Source organism: Streptomyces brevispora (assembly GCF_007829885.1).
In the GTDB taxonomy this organism is placed as follows: Bacteria; Actinomycetota; Actinomycetes; order Streptomycetales; family Streptomycetaceae; genus Streptomyces; species Streptomyces brevispora.
This window is the reverse complement of sequence record NZ_VIWW01000001.1, coordinates 1,687,733-1,706,960: the sequence shown is the minus strand read 5'-3', so window position 1 is coordinate 1,706,960 and position 19,228 is coordinate 1,687,733. Positions and strand designations below refer to the sequence as shown.

General features: G+C 72.3%; 13 protein-coding genes. 5 read left to right on the top strand and 8 right to left on the bottom strand.

Annotated features, from left to right (window positions below):
• The first annotated feature begins 35 nt into the window (after positions 1 to 35).
• From FHX80_RS07900 to FHX80_RS07880, 5 genes are all read left to right on the top strand, one after another.
• Positions 36 to 794 carry a GntR family transcriptional regulator gene (locus FHX80_RS07900; RefSeq protein WP_145763546.1) on the top strand — a complete coding sequence of 253 codons (759 nt, stop codon included), beginning with the start codon at positions 36 to 38 and terminating at the stop codon, positions 792 to 794.
• Positions 795 to 912: 118 nt separating this feature from the next.
• Positions 913 to 1,425 carry a hypothetical protein gene (locus tag FHX80_RS07895; RefSeq protein ID WP_244318163.1) on the top strand — a complete coding sequence of 171 codons (513 nt, stop codon included), beginning with the start codon at positions 913 to 915 and terminating at the stop codon, positions 1,423 to 1,425.
• A gap of 232 nt (positions 1,426 to 1,657) precedes the next feature.
• Positions 1,658 to 3,322 (top strand): energy-dependent translational throttle protein EttA, encoded by a 1,665-nt coding sequence (gene ettA / locus FHX80_RS07890; RefSeq protein WP_145763545.1) that lies wholly within the window; start codon positions 1,658 to 1,660, stop codon positions 3,320 to 3,322.
• Between the two features lie 5 nt (positions 3,323 to 3,327).
• The gene (locus FHX80_RS07885; RefSeq protein WP_167523382.1) at positions 3,328 to 3,750 is read left to right on the top strand and encodes an acyl-CoA thioesterase; all 423 of its coding nucleotides are present in this window, start codon (positions 3,328 to 3,330) and stop codon (positions 3,748 to 3,750) included.
• Positions 3,747 to 4,439 (top strand): DUF8010 domain-containing protein, encoded by a 693-nt coding sequence (locus FHX80_RS07880; protein WP_145763544.1) that lies wholly within the window; start codon positions 3,747 to 3,749, stop codon positions 4,437 to 4,439. Before FHX80_RS07885 ends, FHX80_RS07880 begins: the two co-directional genes overlap by 4 nt.
• A 96-nt stretch (positions 4,440 to 4,535) precedes the next feature.
• On the opposite strand, the gene FHX80_RS07875 is transcribed toward FHX80_RS07880, so the two are convergent.
• The 8 genes from FHX80_RS07875 to FHX80_RS07840 form a co-directional block, all read right to left on the bottom strand.
• Positions 4,536 to 5,534 (bottom strand): ABC transporter ATP-binding protein, encoded by a 999-nt coding sequence (locus FHX80_RS07875; RefSeq protein WP_145763543.1) that lies wholly within the window; start codon positions 5,532 to 5,534, stop codon positions 4,536 to 4,538.
• A complete protein-coding gene (locus FHX80_RS07870; RefSeq protein ID WP_244318162.1) occupies positions 5,531 to 8,344 on the bottom strand; it encodes an ABC transporter permease in 2,814 nt (937 codons plus the stop codon). The genes FHX80_RS07875 and FHX80_RS07870 overlap by 4 nt, the downstream gene beginning before the upstream one ends.
• Position 8,345: 1 nt before the next feature.
• Positions 8,346 to 11,663: an ABC transporter permease gene (locus FHX80_RS07865; protein WP_145763542.1), complete on the bottom strand. Its 3,318-nt coding sequence runs from the start codon at positions 11,661 to 11,663 to the stop codon at positions 8,346 to 8,348.
• Positions 11,664 to 11,821: 158 nt separating this feature from the next.
• Positions 11,822 to 12,226 (bottom strand): globin, encoded by a 405-nt coding sequence (locus tag FHX80_RS07860; RefSeq protein WP_145763541.1) that lies wholly within the window; start codon positions 12,224 to 12,226, stop codon positions 11,822 to 11,824.
• Between the two features lie 77 nt (positions 12,227 to 12,303).
• Positions 12,304 to 13,605 (bottom strand): FHA domain-containing protein, encoded by a 1,302-nt coding sequence (locus tag FHX80_RS07855; RefSeq protein WP_145763540.1) that lies wholly within the window; start codon positions 13,603 to 13,605, stop codon positions 12,304 to 12,306.
• Between the two features lie 110 nt (positions 13,606 to 13,715).
• Complete coding sequence (locus FHX80_RS07850) at positions 13,716 to 15,074, bottom strand: vWA domain-containing protein (protein WP_145763539.1); 1,359 nt, start codon at positions 15,072 to 15,074, stop codon at positions 13,716 to 13,718.
• A gap of 89 nt (positions 15,075 to 15,163) precedes the next feature.
• On the bottom strand, positions 15,164 to 16,405 hold the full coding sequence (locus FHX80_RS07845) for a PP2C family protein-serine/threonine phosphatase (protein WP_145767137.1): 1,242 nt from the start codon (positions 16,403 to 16,405) through the stop codon (positions 15,164 to 15,166).
• Positions 16,402 to 19,191, bottom strand: a complete 2,790-nt coding sequence (locus FHX80_RS07840) for a serine/threonine-protein kinase (protein WP_145763538.1) — start codon at positions 19,189 to 19,191, stop codon at positions 16,402 to 16,404. Before FHX80_RS07840 ends, FHX80_RS07845 begins: the two co-directional genes overlap by 4 nt.
• Positions 19,192 to 19,228: the final 37 nt, after the last annotated feature.

Sequence of the window (19,228 nt, the reverse complement as noted above, 5' to 3'; positions counted from 1 at the left end):
TAACTAGATTAGAGCTAGTGGACTAGATTTTCCATATGCCTGAGCAGCCGCCTTACCTCCGCATCGCCGACGTTCTCCGACGACGGATCGCGGAGCGCGAGTGGACGCCGGGGGACCGGCTGCCCTCGCGTGCCCAGATCGGACAGGAGTGCGGCGTCGGCGAGAACGTCGTTCGTCGCGCGCAGGAGCTGCTGATCTCGCAGGGAGTCCTGGAAGGCCGTGCGGGGTCCGGCACCTATGTCGCGGAGCCCCGTCGGCGTGTCCGGGTGGTTCGTTCCTCAGCCCGCGAGCAGCGTGACGATTCCCCGTTCCGGGCAGACATGCAGGCTGTGGGCAGACGCGGAGACTGGGAGAGCCGGACCGAGGCCAAAGTCCCGGCGCCGACCGAGATCGCGGCGCGGCTCGGTTTCGGCGAAGGTGATCTGTGCGTCCGGACCGTGTACGAGTTCCTGGCTGACGGGAAGCCGGTGCAACTGTCGACGAGCTGGGAGCCGTACGACCTCACCGCCGGCACGCTCGTCGTCCTTCCCGAGGGAGGGCCGCACGCCGGGGCAGGCGTCGTGAACCGTATGGCTGCGATCGGCATCACGGTCAGCCATGCCGTCGAACAGCCTGAACCGCGGCAGGCGACTTCGGAGGAGGCGTCCCTCCTCGGTATTCAGAAGGCCGCTCTTGTCACCCACATCAGGCGGACGTACTACAGCGACCAGGGGCGGCCGGTAGAGACGGCTGACATCGTCGTGCCTGCTGCCTTGTGCGAGATCGTTTACGAGATCCCGGTCGATCGGCACTAGCTTTTGGAGGGGTGCCAACTTGGCTGTGTGCCTCAGTTGACGTTCGAACGCTGAGCGGGCTTCAAGGTCCGAGCGGAACGGGGGATGGCTGCGAGCTGTTCGAGGGAGGGCGGAGACCGTGACGGCGAGCAGTGAGCGGGAGCGCTGGGAGTGGATGCCCGAGGTCGGTGCGGGGCCCTTGCGGTTCGGGATGAGTCCGACCGACGTCGCAGTCGCGCTCCAGGTCGTCGCCCCGCAGGAAAAGGTTGGCGGACCGTACGGGCAGGAGAACTTCGCCGACGGGGTGAAGGTCTTTTACGACGAGGGCAGGCTGGCGTGCGTGTCCTTGGACGCGGTCGTGGGCCCTCAGGCCTTCCTCGCAGGTTGGGCGCTGGCCGGCCGTGATCCCGAGCAGGCGCACCAGTTCCTCCTGGACCATGCTGAAGAGCATGGAAACTGCTTGCTCTACACGTCCGACGAGTCCCTTGCCTTGACTGATCTCGGGTTGCTTCTACGGGCCCAGCGGGTCGGCGACGTGCTCTTGTCGCGACCGCTCTTCATGATCGAGGAGTGGTTCGACTCGGAGTACTACCGTGACCGTCTCCCGCTCGAAGGCGCACCGGTCGTGCACGCACGGGGCGAGCCCTCGTAAGGCGACTCATGCTGGATCCGATGGGACACCTCCGGCAATCCTGGGCCGTCTGTGGGCCGTGCGACGTCGCCCGAGGCCGACAATCAGCGACCGACAGTGACAGCCCACCTACCGAGGTCCAGCCCAGAACCCGCAGCTCAGGCCCACCCAGCGATACGGGTTTCCATCCAGGGGTGGCGGTCAGGCAAGATGGGGTGTATCTGCCCACTCATCGATTGCCGGACGGTTTCTCTTGGCTGAGTACATCTACACGATGCGCAAGACACGCAAGGCGCACGGCGACAAGGTCATCCTTGACGACGTGACGCTGAGCTTCCTGCCCGGCGCGAAGATCGGTGTGGTGGGTCCCAACGGTGCCGGTAAGTCCACGGTGCTGAAGATCATGGCGGGCCTGGAGCAGCCGTCCAACGGTGACGCCTTCCTGTCGCCCGGGTTCAGTGTCGGCATCCTCATGCAGGAGCCCAAGCTCGACGAGTCGAAGACCGTGCTGCAGAACGTGCAGGACGGCGCCGCCGAGATCATGGGCAAGCTCCAGCGCTTCAACGAGGTCGCCGAGCTCATGGCGACCGACTACTCCGACGCGCTCATGGACGAGATGGGCAAGCTCCAGGAGGACCTGGACCACGCCAACGCGTGGGACCTGGACGCCCAGCTGGAGCAGGCCATGGACGCGCTGGGCTGCCCGCCCGGCGACTGGCCCGTCGTCAACCTCTCCGGTGGCGAGAAGCGCCGCGTCGCGCTCTGCAAGCTGCTCATCGAGGCCCCGGACCTGCTCCTGCTCGACGAGCCCACCAACCACCTCGACGCCGAGTCGGTGAACTGGCTGGAGCAGCACCTCTCGAAGTACGCGGGCGCCGTGGTCGCCGTCACCCACGACCGGTACTTCCTGAACAACGTCGCCGAGTGGATCCTCGAGCTCGACCGCGGCCGGGCCATCCCGTACGAGGGCAACTACTCCACGTACCTGGAGAAGAAGTCCACCCGGCTCAAGGTCGAGGGCCGCAAGGACGAGAAGCGCCAGAAGCGGCTCAAGGAAGAGCTGGAGTGGGTCCGCTCCAACGCCAAGGGCCGGCAGACCAAGTCCAAGGCGCGTCTCGCCCGGTACGAGGAGATGGCGGCCGAGGCGGACAAGATGCGGAAGCTGGACTTCGAGGAGATCCAGATCCCGCCGGGCCCGCGACTCGGTTCCATCGTCGTCGAGGTCGAGCACCTCTCGAAGGCCTTCGGTGACAAGGTCCTCATCGACGACCTGTCGTTCACGCTGCCGCGCAACGGCATCGTCGGCATCATCGGTCCGAACGGCGCCGGCAAGACCACGCTGTTCAAGATGATCCAGGGCCTGGAGACGCCGGACTCCGGCGCCATCAAGGTCGGCGACACGGTCAAGATCTCCTACGTCGACCAGTCCCGCTCCAACATCGACCCGAAGAAGACCCTCTGGGCCGTCGTGTCGGACGAACTGGACTACATCAACGTCGGCCAGGTCGAGATGCCGTCGCGGGCGTACGTCTCCGCGTTCGGCTTCAAGGGCCCGGACCAGCAGAAGCCGGCCGGTGTGCTCTCCGGCGGTGAGCGCAACCGCCTCAACCTGGCCCTGACGCTCAAGGAGGGCGGCAACCTGCTGCTCCTCGACGAGCCCACCAACGACCTCGACGTCGAGACCCTCTCCTCGCTGGAGAACGCTCTTCTCGAGTTCCCGGGTGCGGCCGTGGTCATCTCCCACGACCGTTGGTTCCTGGACCGCGTCGCCACGCACATCCTGGCGTACGAGGGCGACTCCAAGTGGTACTGGTTCGAGGGCAACTTCGAGTCGTACGAGAAGAACAAGGTCGAGCGCCTCGGTGCGGACGCGGCCCGTCCGCACCGTGCCACGTACAAGAAGCTCACGCGAGGCTGATCGTCTTGGCTCGTCACATCTACAGCTGCCCGCTGCGCTGGTCGGACATGGATGCCTTCGGCCACGTCAACAACGTGGTCTTCCTCCGCTATCTGGAGGAGGCGCGCATCGACTTCATGTTCCGGCTGGCGCCGGGTGACGGCTCGCCGTCGTTCGCGGGCGGCTCCGTCGTGGCCCGGCACGAGATCGACTACGTCCGTCCGCTGGTCCACCGGCACTCGCCGGTGACCGTCGAGTCCTGGGTCACGAAGATCGGCGCCGCGTCGCTGACGATCGCCTACGAGATCAAGGATCCCGAGCAGGTGTACGTACGGGCGTCGACCGTCGTCGTCCCGTACGACCTGGCGGCGGAACGCCCTCGGCGGATCTCCGCCGAGGAGAAGCTCTTCCTCCAGGAGTACCTGGCCGAGGAGCCCGCGGCGGTATGACCGTGCCCGTGCAGTCGCTGCGGTTCGCCGACGCGAGGGAGGCCGCGGATCTCGCGGGCTTCCTCGGTCGGCTGCTGCACTACGACCGGGCCGCCGCCGTCCGGCTTCAGGCGGGCGGCGGGGCGCTCGCCGTGTTCGGCCGGCCACCGTCGTTCGAGGTCCTGGCGATCCGCGCGGTGCGGCTCGCGGGTACGCATGACCTCGATGTCACGGTGTCGGCCGGTGAACTCCTCGAGTCGCTGGACGTCGACGGACCGGACGCCGGTGCGGGGTCACTGCCCTCGCCGGTGACCGGGCCGCCGTGGACGGGTGTGCTGCCCCCGCGCGGCGGCTGGCAGGAGTGCCAGGGGCTGCCGGACCCCGTCGCCCTGCGCACGTCCTTGACCGCTGCCGTGGCGGAGTTCCGGGCGCGCGACGAGAGCCTGCCCGAGGACCGGCGTACGCGGGCGGAGCGGGATCTCATCGGGCGCGACATCTGGTCGCGGACCGTCGGTGGCACGGAGCTGCCGTTGCGGGCCGTGCACGCGGCGCAGTCCCTGGGCTTCCTCCGGGCCGCACCGGACTTTCCCGTCGCGTTGCTCGCGGCGGGGGCGTGGCTGCGGCTGCGCACCCCGTTCGGCGCGATCGCCCTGCGGCGGGCCGGTGCCGGTGCCGGGCTGGGTGCGCTCGGTGTCTCGGTGGGCGGTTAGACGGTCACGGGTCCGGGGTCAGGCCCGGCCGCCGTTGCGGAGGAGCCGGGGAGCCGGGAGCCAGGTGTCCGGGGTGTCCGGGTGCCGGTTGTGTCCTCAGTCACCGGACGGGCCTGAATCCGGCTCGGCGTTCCTGTCCGTGCGCGGAGCGTCCGGCCACACGCCGATGTGATCCTGTTCCAGTTCCAGCATCACGCGGTGCTCCATGCCCAGCGACTCCGTGTAGTCCGCGGGCAGTTGCAGTCGCCCCGCCCGGTCGAGCATCGCGTACTCGCGTGCCACCTGCGACTCCTGGCCCGTCGCCGCGTCGACCTCGGTGCGGCGCAGCACCTCGAACGAGGTGCGGCCGTCGCGGATGGCGACCGTACGGCGGACCTCGTTCGCGACCGCCTGGTCGTGCGTGACGATCACGATCGTGGTGCCGAGCTCCTCGTTGGCGCGGCGGAAGGCGCCGAAGACCTGTTCGCCGGTGGCCGAGTCCAGCTCCCCGGTCGGCTCGTCGGCGAGCAGCACCGAGGGGGAGTTGGCCAGCGAGACCGCGATCGCCACCCGCTGCTGCTGACCGCCCGACATCTGCTGCGGGCGCCGGTCGCGGCAGTCCGCCACGTCCAGCATCGCGAGCAACGACTCGGCGCGCGCCGCCCGTTCGCGGTTGCGTCCGCCGCCGCGCAGCTGCATCGGCAGCGTGATGTTCTGGATCGCGGTCAGATAGGGCAGGAGGTTGCGGGCCGTCTGCTGCCAGACGAACCCGACGACGTCCCGGCGGTAACGGAGCCGCTCCTTCTGCCCCATGGACAGCAGATCGCAGCCCGCCACCTTCGCCGCGCCCGCCGTGGGCACGTCGAGGCCCGCCAGAATGTTCATCAGTGTCGACTTGCCGCTTCCGGACGCGCCGACCAGCGCCAGCAACTCGCCCTCGGTGACCAGTAGATCGAGACCCTGGAGGGCCTGCACCTCCACTCCGTCCGTGGTGAAGATGCGCACCAGGCGGTCGCAGGAGATCAGCGCGTCGTGCCCGTAGGAGGGCCGGTCGCGGTGTGCGGCGGCCCGCTGTTCGAGCTCCGCCAGCGTGGAATCGGTCGACGGCGTCGTCATCGGGAGTCTCCTGCCCTGAGTTCGGTGACCGATCCGCGGCGGCCGGTCCACCAGGCCTGTACGCCGGCCACCGCGGCGGTGAGGACGATCACGCCCAGCGCCGGCAGGACCATCGACCACGGATCCGCCCGCAGCGGTGCGTTGTACAGCAGACCGGCGCCGGGGCCGGTCGAGAGCGCGAGGTGCACCAGATCGACGCCCGGTGCCAGCAGCGCGATGGTCGCCCGGCCGACGAGCAGCCCGCCCGCGGCGGCGAGCAGCGCCTGGGGCATGGCCTCGAAGCCGAGGAGGCGTCCGCCCTGCCGGGTGCCGATGCCCATGGTGCGCAGCCGCGCCAGCAAAGTGGTGCGCTCCGGAGCGGTCCGGAGCAGGGAGAGCAGGACGGCGAGCAGGGCGTAGCCCGCGCCGGCCGCGATCGCCGCCGTGTAGATCCGCTCGGCACCCACCTGCATGGGGGTGTCCACGTAGGCCGCGCGCGCTTCGGAGCGCAGCTGCACGGTGAAGTCCTTGCCGGCGTGGTGGGCCGCCGCGCGCAGCGCCTTCGCGTCCAGCCGGTCGCCGGTGAGCAGCAGAGCGGTGGTCTGCCGGTGGGTGAGGGAGGCGGCGTCGACGATCATGAAAGAGGTGTCGCTGACGGCGGGCGTGTGTGCCACCGTGCCCGTCACCCGGACCTTGAAGTCCCCGGCCATCGACTGGAGATCGCGCGGCCGGTCCCCGAGCCGCTCGGCGACGGACGGCGAGGCGAGGACCGGCAGCACCCGGTCCTGCGACGGCATCGTGCCCTTCGGCGTCGGCGGGCCGCTGTACTTCAGCCGGTCGGCGGTGAAGGTGCCGATGCCGGTGGAGCGCGCCAGCCGGGCATAGGTGACCGGGTCGACGCCGATCAGGGTGGCGCCCCGGGCGTCCTCGAAGCCGTGCTCGGGCGACGGCAGCGAGACGCCGTACTCGATCTGGACGCGCGCCACCTCCTGTACGCCGTCCGTCCCGGACACCGTCCGGACCAGGCCGTCCGGCAGGGGTGCGGAGTCGGCCTGGCCGCTGATCCGGGCATCCGCGCCGGTCGCGAGCACCGCCGCGGTGTCCCGGGCGTCCGCGACTCCCGCGAGCACCGAGCCCCCGAACGCCGCCGTCGTCAGCGCGACCAGCAGCGCGAGCAGCGGCAGCGTGCCGGAGGCCGAGGAGCGTCCGGCACGGGCCAGCGCCAGGAATCCGACCGCGCCGCGCAGCCGCGCCACGGAGCGCAGCGCGAGCCGCAGCGGCAGCGGGTAGAGCCGCACGAGGACCAGGGACGCGATCAGCGCGACCAGCACGGGGGCCGCGCTGACCAGGAGGTCGGTGCCCCCTTCGCCGCCCGTACCGCGCCTGCGCAGGGCGACGACCGCGCCGACGGCCAGCACCAGCACGGTGAGTTCGGCGACGGTGCGCCGCCGGGACGGCCGGACGCTCACCAGGTCCTCGCGGCCGCCGTGGAGCCGCGGTCTGCGGTGCGGCAGCACGGTACGGACCGGGAGTGCGGCACAGACCAGCGCACCGACGGCGGCGGCGCCGACGGCCGAGGGCCACAGCCGGGGCCCGTCGATCACCAGGACCGCGAGCAGCAGGCCCAGCGCCGCGGCGGGCACGGCGGTCACCGCGGTCTCGGCGAGCAGCCTGCCCCCGAGGGAACGCAGGGACCCGCCGCGGGCCCGGAGCAGGGCGAGTTCGGTGTGGCGCCGGCCGGCGATCAGCCCGCCCGTCATCAGCAGGACGATGACGGCGACGGCCCCGATGCCGACGGCGGCGACGGTGACGACCGGGCGGATCGCCTGCCGCATCCCGTCGTACGCGCTCACGATCTCGTCCAGGTCGGTCGTCACCGTCGCGGTCTCGCCGACGGCCGTGCGTACGTTCAGCAGCCCGGGGCCGCCCTCCAGGGAGGCCACGGACGAGCGGAGCAGGGGCACGTCCGGCGCGGTCAGCCGCGCGACGTCCGGCATGATCCGCCAGTACACCTCGGGCTGGCCGGTGGTGGCGAGCAGCACCGGTGCGGCGTCCGGGGGCAGCAGCAGAGCGGCGGTCCAGTAGTAACGCGGCTCGGTCTTCGTCGGTTTGGCGACCAGGGAGGGGGTGCGCAGCAGCGGTTCGGCCGACCAGTAGGCGGCCTCGGGGCGCAGCGGGGCGACGATGCCGGTGATCCGTACCGTGAACTGCCCGCCCCTGATGGCCGGGACGGAGACGGTCGCACCGGTCTTGATCCGCAGCGCCTTCGCGGTCTCCTCGGTGACCGCGGCCTCCACCTCCTCGGTGGCGGCGGTGACCTCGCCCCGGGCGGCCGGCCACCTGCCCTCGCGCAGGGTGGAGTGATCCGGCAGCGCCGACTGCGTCGTGTACGTCAGTTCGGGGTCGATGCCGTAGGGGCGGGGGAACCAGGGCTCCCCGGCAGGGATCGGGTTCGTCGTCCGGAGTCCGTACGCGGACTGGCCGGTGTCCGCCCGCAGCGGATCGGGCAGCCCGGCCAGCAGCCTCCGGTGCACGGAGGCCACCGACGGCTCCCGCACCGCTTTCTCGCGTGCTGCCTGCGGCACCTCCAGACCCGGCGCCGGGCTGCTGACCTCCAGCATGCTGCGCCGGGGGGCGGCGGCAGCGAGATCGTGGCGCAGACCCTCGTCCTCGTAACGGTCGACGGCCCGCGGGAAGGCGGCGGCCAGGAACGCCGTCAGCAGCACCAGCAGTCCGAGCGCGCAGGCCGCGCCCGGGGCGGTGCGCAGCCGGGTCCGTACCCAGGGCGCGCAGGCGGCCGTTCCGCGGGAGAACATCGGACGCGGGCTCATGTCAGTTGTCCCCCTGGTGGCGCAGCGAGATCGCGGGGTCGGTGCGGCGCAGGGCGAGGACCGCGACGATCACCAGCGGCAGTGCGGCGAAGCAGGCGAGGAGCACCGCGACCTGTCCGGCGGGCAGTTCCACCAGCACGGCCGGTACGGGCCGGGCGGCCTGTCCGGTCAGCACGATGAGCGGCACCACCGCCCGGGTCAGTACGGCCCCGAGGACCGCCCCCACCAGCAGCCCGATGGCGATCAGCACCCCCTGCTCGGCGGCGATCATGCGGGCCAGCCGGCGGCGCGGCGCCCCCAGCGCCCGCAGTACGGCGAATTCCGCGGACCGTTCACGCCGCGAGCCGACGGCCGCCACGGCGAAGCCGACCCCGGCCAGCGCCGCCGCCACGACCGCCACCGCGAGCAGCGCGGACTGCGGACCCGCACCCAGCGGATCGCTCACCAGTTCGTCGGCGACCTCGTCCCGGACCTGTACCTGCGCGGGATCGGTGTCGGGCCGGGCCCGGAGCGCGGCCGCGACCTCCGCGGTCCGGCCGGGAGCGGTGCTCAGCCACCACTCGGTCGCGGTGAGCACGGCGTTCGGGCGTTGCGCGAAGATCCCGCCGACGGCCCTGAGGTCGAGGAGCAGGGCGCCGCCGTCCCGGGCCGCCCGTGTCTGCCCGGAGGACAGGGAGGCGGTGGAGCCGGGCCCGGTCGTCGGGAGGGCGTGGACGGACCGCACGATCTTCACCCGGACCGTCCCACCGGCCAGCGTCACGTCCACGCTCTGGCCGGTCCGCGCACCGGACGCCTTCAGATAGGCGTCCGTGGCCACGCCGTTCAGGCCGGCCGCCGTGGTCCGCGCCGCGGTGACCCGCACATTGAGGGCCGGTACGGCGGCCGCGTCCTCCTCCGTGACGAATCCGGTCCGGTAGTCGAGGGTCAGCGGCTGCGCGGCCGAGCCGGCCGGGTGCAGCGGGTCGCCCGGCTGGACCTGCCCGAACTCGTCGGTGGTCAGGGCCGCTTGCCAGCGGAATCCGCCGGGCACCGGGACCGGCCGTTCGGTGCCGCCGGCGGTCATGGTCCGCAGTTTGCTCACGGTGAGGCGGTGCGACTCGTCCCGCCCGACCGGCTGGCTGCTGTCCAGCTCGAACCCGGTCACCGACAGCTCACCGGCCGCGGCGACCTTCAGCGAGAGCGGATGCGCCTTCCCGTCCACCGGTACGGAACCGGCGACCACCCGGTACGGAATGCCGGAACGGTCCTCCAGCAACACGGTGACCAGCGGGCTCATACCGGAACGCGAGGGCGTCCCGGCCTTCGGCCCGGACGATATGCGCAGATCGAGGCGGAGTTCCGTGCTGTCGCGCGGCAGCAGCAGTCCCGCCCGTGCGGAGTGGGGCGGTGCGAGGGAGTCGAACAGCCGGCCCTGCGCCCCGTCGGCGAGGTCGCCGCGCATCAGCATCCGCTCGTCGGCGTGCGCGGTGTCCAGGGCCAGCACCTCGGCGGTGCGGCCGCCGGAGAGCTCCAGCGTCGTACGGAACGCGGGCGCCGCCTCCCGTACCCCCGGCAGTCGCGCGTACGTGCCCGACCGGGCCGGATCGGCGTTGACGCCGCCCAGCATCCGGATCGGGGCGCCGGACCTGAAGTCCGCCTGGTCCCTCTGCGAACGGTCCCACGACGCGCTCTGGCCGATGGCCAGCATGCCCATCGCGACCGACAGCACCAGCAGCAGCACCGGACCCGCGCCGCGCAGCGGCCGGCGGCTGAACTGCCAGCCTGCCAGCGCCGTGGCCAGCCCCCGGCCGCCGGCCGCCCGGCGCTCCGCGAGCCTGGCCGCGGGCGGCAGCAGCCGCAGCGTCAGTACGGTGCCCGCGAGCAGGGCCAGGGCGGGCGCGACGACGAGTAGCGGATCGATGCCGAGGCCGCCCGCGCGGTCGTCGCTGAGCGCACCGCTGCCCGCGCCCCCGGTCTGCCGGTCGAGCTGCCAGTACGCCACCCCGGCGACCGCCAGTAGCCCGATGTCCGCCCCCGCGCGCACCGGCGCGGGCAGCGTGGCGGCGCGGGTGGAGCGGCGCCCGCCGGCGCTCGCGGCGAGCGCGGGCGCGACCACGGCGAGGGCGCAGGCCAGTGCGGTGACGGCGGCCACCAGCCACACCGTGCCGGTGGCGGTCCCGCCGAGCCGCAGCCCGATCCGGGACAGCTCGCTGCGGTCCGCCAGGAGCCGGGTCAGCGGTCCGGCCAGCAGCGGGGCGAGGACGGCGGCGGGCAGCGCGAGCAGCAGCGCCTCGATCGCGGCGAACGAGGTGATCCGGCCGCGCGATCCGCCGCGCGCACGCAGCAGTTCGGTCTCCCCGCCTCGCTCACTGCTCAGCAGCCGGGCCACCAGGAGCAGGGTGTACCCGGCCAGCAGCACCAGCTGGACGGCCACGATCATCATCGTCGAGCGGGAGACGAGCAGCCCCCGGTCGATCTGGTCGAGAACGGTGGGCAGCTGGGTCTGCGCGTTGGCCCCGTTCTTGAACTCGGGGGCGGCGAGCAGCTGTTTCGGGCCCTCGGTCGCCGCGTGGCGCAGCGCGGCCATCCGGTCCGTGGTGAGGCCGCGGAAGTCGGCCGACGCCAGATAGGAGAGCTCACCGGAACTGGTCCGGCCGGAGCCGAGCACCGCGGGGTCGGTGAGCAGCGGCCCGTACGTCGTGAAGACGACGCGGCGGACGCCGCGCCCGCCGGCCGCGTCCAGCTGCCAGTACGGATCGGCCTGGTCCGCCGCCTCGTAGAGACCGGTGACCAGGATCTTCAGGGGCTTGCCGCCGAGCCGGTCGGTGAGCGTCAGCCGGGCGCCGGGCTTCAGCGCGAGGGCCTCCGCGGCGGTGCCCGGCAGCGCGACCTGGACCGGGTCGCCACTCTTTCCCGCCCCGGCGGCGGGCATCCGCCCCGCGGTGAGCCGGACGCGGCTGAGGTCGAGCGAGGCGAAGTGGGTGAGGTCGGGGTCACCGCGACGGGCGGCGGGGGCCTGCAGACTGCGCGGCAGCGCGTACGGCCCCGACGCCTCCAGCTTCCGCACGGTCACCGGAAGTCCGTCGAACGTGGTGCGGGCGGCCCTGCGAGCCGAGGCGTCGGCCGCCTCCCGCTGCGCCGGCGCGACCTGCGCGGATATGACGAGGGTCGCGGCGGCGGCGGACCGGTGGGTGAGGCTGTGGCGCAGTGCGGCGTCGCCGATGGAGCCGGAGAAGGCGGTGAGCGCCGCCAGGACCGAGGTGGTGAGCAGCACGGCCAGCACGGCCGCCGCGAGGAGGAGCCGATGCGCCCTCACCCGCAGGAATACGAACCCCGTCACCCTGCCCCCGCCTTCATCTCACACACACGCCCCCGACGCTGTATGGATGCTTTCAGAGTGCACCCGTGGCGGGATACCGCTTGGGGGCACACCTTGATGGGATCGTGACCGTTATCCGGCGACGGAGTACCGGATTCCGCACACCTCCGGGCCGGGAATCAGCCCTCGGTGTTCACCATCGAGGCGGCCGCGTAGGTGAGGTAGTCCCACAGCTGCCGCTCGTGCTCCGGGGCCAGCGCGAGCTCGTCGAGCGCCACCCGCATATGGCTCAGCCAGGCGTCGTGCGCGGCCCGGTCCACCCGGAACGGCACGTGCCGCATCCGCAGCCGGGGGTGTCCGCGCTGCTCGCCGTAGGTGCGCGGGCCGCCCCAGTACTGGATCAGGAACAGCGTGAACCGCTCCTCGGCCGGGCCCAGATCCTCCTCCGGGTACATCGGCCGCAGCAACGGGTCCCCGGCCACACCCTCGTAGAAGCGGTGGACCAGGCGCCGGAAGGTCTCCTCGCCGCCGACCAGCTCGTAGAAGGTCAGCTCCTGCACTGTGTCGCGCGGGTTCTCAGTCACCTGTCCATCGTCGCAGACGCTCCGGCGGGGACCGGGGGCCCGGGTGCGTTGATCATGCGGTCCCGGCCCGCCACCCGTCAGCCCCGGCGGATCGTGATCGTCGTCCACGCCCCGACATGCACCTGATCGCCGTCCTGGAGGGGAACGGGGACGTAGGGCTGGATCGGGTCCTCGGCGCCGTTGAGCGTGGTGCCGTTGGTGGAGTTCTGATCGACCACGGCCCAGCTGCCGTCAGGCTGCTGCACCAGCACCGCGTGCTGGTGCGAGACGCCCGGGTCCTCCGGGGGCACGGACAGGTCGATGTCGGGGGACTCGCCCGTGCTGTGGCGGCGGCGACCGACGGTGATCTGGTTGCCGGTCAGCGGAAGGTGCTGCTCCGGGGAGTACGCGGGCAGGTTGAGCCCGGTGGCCTCGGGGCCGCTGCGCTGCATCATCGCCAGAAAGTACTCACGGTCCGGGGCGACCACGGCCGTCCAGCTTGCGGACCCCGGAACGTGCCCCTGTCCCTGGTCCGGACCCTGACTCTGGTCCTGCCCCGCGCCGGGGCCCTGGTTCCGGCCCGGGTACGGCCGCTGCTGCATCGGCGTCTGCGGGCCCTGGGCCTGCGACGGCGGCGACAGCAGCCAGTCGTCGCCGGGCTGCGCCGCCTGCGGCGGGGCCGGCGGACCGGACTGCTCGAAGACCGGGGGCGCCGTCTGCTGGAACGGGGGCGCGGCACTCTGCTGCTGGAACGACGGCGGCGGGGGCGAGCCCTGCGACGAACCCTGCTGCTGGGCGTGCTGCTGCCCGGGGAAGCCCTGCGGCCCCGGCTGTGCGTGCGGGCCCTGGCCCTGCTGGTACGGCGGCGGAGGCGGCGGGCCCTGCCGGCCTTGCTGGAACGGCGACTGACCAGGTCCGGGCGGGCCGGGCTGGCCGGGGCCCGAGGAGAGTGGCTCGGCGGGCCGGTTCACCTGTGAGGGGCGCGAACCCTGGTACTCGAACGGATCGCGGGGCTGCGGCGGTCCCGGCGGCTGCTGGGCCTGGAAGCCCGGCGGCAGATTGAGCCCGGGAACGGGGCCGGGGCCGCCGGGGCCGCCCGGGATGCCGTGCTGCGGGGCCAGCGGTGTGTACGAGGTAGCGGTGTTCGTGAGGAAGTTCCAGCGGCACTCCTCGCAGAACGGCGCCATCGCCTCCCGCGGGGTGCGGCACTGCGGGCAGATCTCGGCGTGGGCGGTCGCGTCCGGGCCGAGGCCCTGCGGGTACCCGTAGCCGGGCGCGGGCGGCGGGGGAGGCGGCGGGGGAACCGCGCCCGCAGGCGCGCCGGGCCCGGCCATGCGGTGGCCGCAGACCTCGCACCAGTCCTCGGAACCCGACTGGTGTCCGTTCGGGCAGGTCGGCATGTCGGCGCTTCCCCCTCTCCTCGTCCGGCCCCGGGGGCCGTCGTTTTTTTTCTTGCTTCGCCGCCCGGCGGACCTGTCCGGTCGGGCGGCTCATCAGTGCGGATATGTGGTTACTTCTTCACGCGGACGGTCTTCGTGGAGCGCGTTTCGAGTGTCATCTCGTCCGCTTCCGCGACCTTCGCCTTCAGTCGCACAGTACCGGTCGCCGCGTCGACGACGTCTACCACCTTCGAAAGCAGTTTCGCAGTGTCCTCGTTCCCCGACGCCGATGCCAACTGCACCGCACGCCCGAGTTTCGCCGTCGCGCCGTCGAAGTCTCCCGACTTGCGGGCATCGAGCCCCTGCTGGATGACTTGTGCCAGTTCCGCCTGGCCTGTGTAGTGCGCGACCTGCGGATTGATCGAGGTCGACGCCACCATGTCGTCCGTCCACACCGCCCGGACCAGGCCCTGCGAAAGGGTCTGGGGCGCCCCGCCCGACGGGTCGGGGAGGATCAGCGAGACCCGGGCCGCCAGCATCTCCTGTCCGATCCCGGCCTCCGGCACCTGCACGCACACGTGGTAGTCCCGTGACTCGTCGCCCCAGGAGCCGGTGGGGTAGTCCCCGGCGCGGGGGCCGGCCTCGGTGCGGCGGTCGGTCAGCTCGGCGACCGTCGGCGCTACCTGCTTCACGAACTTGATCTCCACGCCGACCGGGGTCCAGAGCCGCAGCGCGACGTCCGCGACCTCCTTGCCCATCGCGTTCTCCATCATCTGCGTGAAGTCGGCGGCCAGCCCGGCCGGATCGGCGACGATGTCGGCGGTGCCGAGCAGCGCGGAGGCGATCGCTGTGACCTCTTTCACTTCCCAGTCGGTGCCGACACCGCGGGCGTCACAGGTGAACCGGCCCGCGCAGGCGTCGAGCGCGGCCCGCAGATCCTCCGGCGCCTCGTGCTCGTTGCGCCCGTCGGTCAGCAGGATGCCGTGCCGGATGCCCACCTCGGCGGCGCCCAGCAGCCGGTCGGCCAGCCGCAGCCAGGTCCCGATCGCCGTACCGCCGCCCGCGCCGAGCCGGCGCAGGGCCTCTTTCGCCTGGGCCCTGGTCTGCCGATCGGCGGTGGCGAGCCGCCCGTTGCCCGGGTAGACCTCCTTGGCGATATGCGTACCGCCGACCACGGCGAAGGAGGTGCCGTCGCGCAGGGTGTCGATGGCCGCCGCCGTCGCATCGCGGGCGTTGCGCATCTTCGTGGGCGGGTAGTCCATCGAACCCGAGCAGTCCACCATGATCACTACGGCGGCGCTCGGTGCCCGTCCGGGTACGTGCGAGGGCGAAGGAACGGCGCTCGTCAGCGGAACGCCACCGGTGGTGCCCCCGCCGGTCGAGGTGACGGTGATGATGCCGTTGACCTCACGGCCGCCCTCGGGCAGATATTCGTTCTGGTACACCTCGACGGAGAACTGCGGCACGTTCGACTTGGAGAAGTTGGCCATCTGATCGGCTCCTTGAGGCTCCACGTGTCAGATGAAGACAGATTTACGGACAAAGGCATCGGAAGTGAAAAGGGCGGGCGGCACGGAGGTCAGCCGCTGCCGCAGGCGGATCCTGCCCCCTGCGGCGGTACGGCGAACGGCAGCAGCGCCACTGTTACGTTGTCGTGGCCCCCGCCGTCGAGTGCGTGACCCACCAGCACCTGGGCGCCGCGCAAAGGCCGTTCGTACGCCTCGGCCGGCACCGCGGCGGACATCTCGGCCGCGGACTCCGCGTAGTTCCACAGGCCGTCCGTGCAGACCACCACGAGGCCGGGCCGGTCCGGTTTGAACGAGGCGGTGTGCGGCTCCAGTTCGTACGCGTCGGCGCCCAGCCAGCCCGTGATGGCGTGGGCCCGCTCGTCCGCGTACGCCTCCGCCTCGTTCATCAGGCCCGCCGCGACCATCTGCGCGGCCCAGGAGTCGTCCTCGGTGAGCCGGGCGGGCGGGCCGCTCCGGTCCTCGGGCACCCAGTACACGCGGCTGTCACCGACCCAGCCGACGACCAGCAGTCCGTTGGCCATGATCGCGCCGACCAGGGTGCACGCCGGGGCGTTCTGATGGCGGTTCGGATCGTGATCCTCGGCCTGACCGGGCTCCTGGACAAGCCGGTTGACCGCGTCGGCGGCTGCCACGATCGCCTCGTGCATCGCCTGCTGCGGATGCGTGCCGCGCGGCAGCGACTCCAGCAGGTACTCGTTGGCGGCGGTCGAGGCGGCGGCCGATGCCTCGTCCGGACGGCTGGCCGACGACACCCCGTCACAGACGATCGCCAGGACGGCCGGGGTGCCGTCCGGCAGCGCGGTCGTCGAGATCGCGAACGAGTCCTCGTTGCGGTGGTGGCGCAGACCGCGGTCGCTGACCGCCGCGACCGAGCCGAGCTCCTGCTCCATGTGGTCGCGCTCACGCGGCTGGGCATGGCCGCAGTTCTCGCAGTAGCCGTCGTCGTCGACATGGCCGGCCCGGCAGGCCACACACACCTTGGTGCCGGCCGGCGGGACCGGGACCGGGTCCGGAGAGGTACGGGGATCGGGCGTCGTGCCGTCGGCGGCGGCGGTCGTCGCCGGCGCGGCCAGCTCGAAGTCACCGGACGCGCGGGGCCGTTCGGGACCGGCCCCGGCCGGGGCGCCCGCACCGGTGGCGATGGCGATCGTCGGGCGGTCCCGCGGCGGCTCGGGCACGGCCGACAGGTCGTACCCGCACGCACCGCAGAACAGATCCCCCGGCTCCAGCGGCTCCTCGCAGCCGGGACACCTCGACAGGGCAGTCTCCTGTTTGTTCTGCGACATCTTCACACCCACGTTCGGGGGCGGAAACGGTTGGCCCGCTCCACCAGTTCGATCCTCTCGTCGCCGGGCTCAGCAAGCCGGGCGAGCATCCGGTACGAGCGCTCGAGCCCGAAACGCAGGCCACGCTCGTCCAACTCACTGCCGAGCAGCGTCTTCGGCCCCTGCGCCCCGCCCGGTGCGGGCGGCTGCGGGGCCGGGGGCCGAGCCGTGGGACTCCCGGAGAGTACCCAGTCGAGCGCGGTCCCCAGTACCTCGGTCGACAACTGCTCCCGGCGCACCGCGTCCAGACCGAGTCCGGCCAGCCCCGAGACCTGGTCCGAGGCCGCCATCAGATCGACGATCAGCGGCTCGTCCGGGGCCCGTTCGCGCAGCCGTGCGCGCACCGCGGCGACCCGGGCCGCCGTGTAGTGGATCGACGCCTCCGGCACCGACTCCAGCGAGCTGACGGCCCCGCCCCGGTCCCCGGCCGCGATCTGTACCCGGGCCAGGCCGAACGCGGCACTCACGAAACTCGGGTCGGTCGCCCACACCAGCCGGTAGTACTCGGCGGCGTTGTCCAGCTGGCCCAGCACCTCCGCGCAGATACCCAGCGCCAGCTTCGGCGCGGGCTCCCCGGGAAACGCGTCGTACACCGCGTCGAAGGACAGCGCCGCGTTCTCGTTGTCACCGGTCACCAGGGAGGTGATGCCGCGGTACCAGACCACCCGCCAGTCGTCCGGATGCTTCAGTTCAAGGGTCGTCAGGGTCTCCGTCGCGGCACGGAGGTCGTTCATCTCCAGGGAGGCCCGCAGCTCGCGCAGCCTGGTCTCCAGCGAGGCGGCCGGTACGGTCTGCAGCGCGGCGATCAGTTCGGCGGGTGCAGACGCCATCAACCCGGCCAGGAAACCCGCGTTGGGGTCGTTCGCGTCGACCCGGGGGACCGGCAGCGCGAGCGACGTCCCCCGCACGTCGAGCCCGGCCAGCCGGGGCCCGCCCGCAGGGCCCGTGGGCGCGGCAGGGGACCGGGGGGCCGGAACGACCGCCTGCGTCTGCGCTTGAGCCTGGGCTTGCGTCTGCGTCTGCGGGTACGCGGGCGCGGCGCCGTTCCCGTTGCCGCTGTTCGATCTGCTGACGTGCGTGGCGGGCGAGGCCACCGGCCCGGCACCGGCGGCGTACCCGGGAGGCGGGCCGGCGGGCAGCGCGCCCGGGACCCCGCCCGGCGGGGCCACCGCGGCGGGCGGCGGTGCGGCCGGTGCCACCGCGACCGCTCGGGCACCCTTGCGCCGCCCGAAGAGCCCGGACCCGCCGGGCGCCGGATTCCGTGCCCCGAGGCGGGACACCTCGCCGGTCGGAGTGCTGAACAGCTCCGTGTCGGTGACCCGCATCTCCGCGCCGAACAGCGTCGACAACGCCGGACGCGGGCGTCCCGTCTGGAGCGACACCACCTCCCGCAACACGCCCATCAGCTGCTCCGCCATCTCCGAGGCGGAGGAGAACCGCCGTGCCGGATCGGGGTCGGTGGCCCGTACCAGCAGCCGGTAGAACGACTCGTACGTCCGGAACACCTCGATGTTCCCCGGGTCCGGCAGCGAGTCCACGAAGACGTTCGTGTAGCCCTGGAAGTCGAAGGTGAGCACCGCGAGCGTCCGCGCGACCGTGTACAGGTCGGAGGCCACCGACGGGCCCACCTCGGCGACCTCGGGCGCCTGGTACCCCACCGTGCCGTAGATGGCCGACTCCTCGTCGTCCATCCTGCGGACCGCGCCCATGTCGATCAGCTTCAGCTGGTCCTCGGTCTGGATCGCGTTGTCGACCTTGAAGTCGCAGTAGAGCAGGTTGCGGCTGTGCAGATGGCCCAGCGCCTCCAGCGCCTCGATGCCGAACGCGCACGCCTGCTCGACCGGCAGCGGGTCCCGCTTCCCGGCCGCCGTGCGACGCTCGTTGGCGATCTCCTTGAGCGCCTTGCCGCCGACGTACTCCATGACTATGTAGCCGTCCAGCGAACCGGTCCGCTGGTCGAGGTGCTCCACGAAGTTGTAGATACGGACGATGTTGGAGTGCTCGATCTCGGCGAGGAACCGGCGCTCGGAGATGGCGGCCGCCATGGCGTCCTGGTCACCGGTGTCGAGCAGCCCCTTGAGCACCACCCACCGGTCCGAGACCGCGCGGTCCACCGCGAGATAGACCCAGCCGAGCCCGCCGTGCGCCAGACAGCCCGCGACCTCGTACTGGCCGTGCACGACGTCACCGCCCTGGAGCTTGGGCATGAAGGAGTACGGGTGGCCGCACTTGGTGCAGAACCCCTCCGTGCGCCCCGGCCGTTCGCCCCTGGCCCGGCCCACCGGCGCCCCGCAGTCCGAACGCGAACAGAACCGCTTCCGCTCGGGCACCTCCGGGTTCTCCATCACCGCGGTGCGAGGATCGGGACGCGGCACATCCGGCACCAGCACCAGCCCGGCACCGAGCCGGTTCCGGCCGGAGACGCCGGTCGACGAACCGGAGGAGCGCACCGAGACCGAACGCGACGTCGCACTTCCGGACAGCGCGCGGGAGAGCCGCCCCGACACCGACCGCCGCGAGGTCGACGAGCGCGACGAGGACCGCGAGGACGCCCTCGACGAAGCCCGTGAACTGCTGCGCGCCGAGGAGCTGTTGCTGCCCCTGCCGCCGCCCGCGATGCCGGTGGGCGGCGAGCCCACCATCCCCGTCGGCGACACGACCGGAGCCAGACCGCAGGTGTCGCAGTACAGCTCACCGCCGCCCATGTCCTCGTAACTGCCCTCGCACCCGGGGCGCTGGCACTGCGTACTCATGGTCATTCCCCCTGTTCGCCCCGCCGCCGCAGCGGCC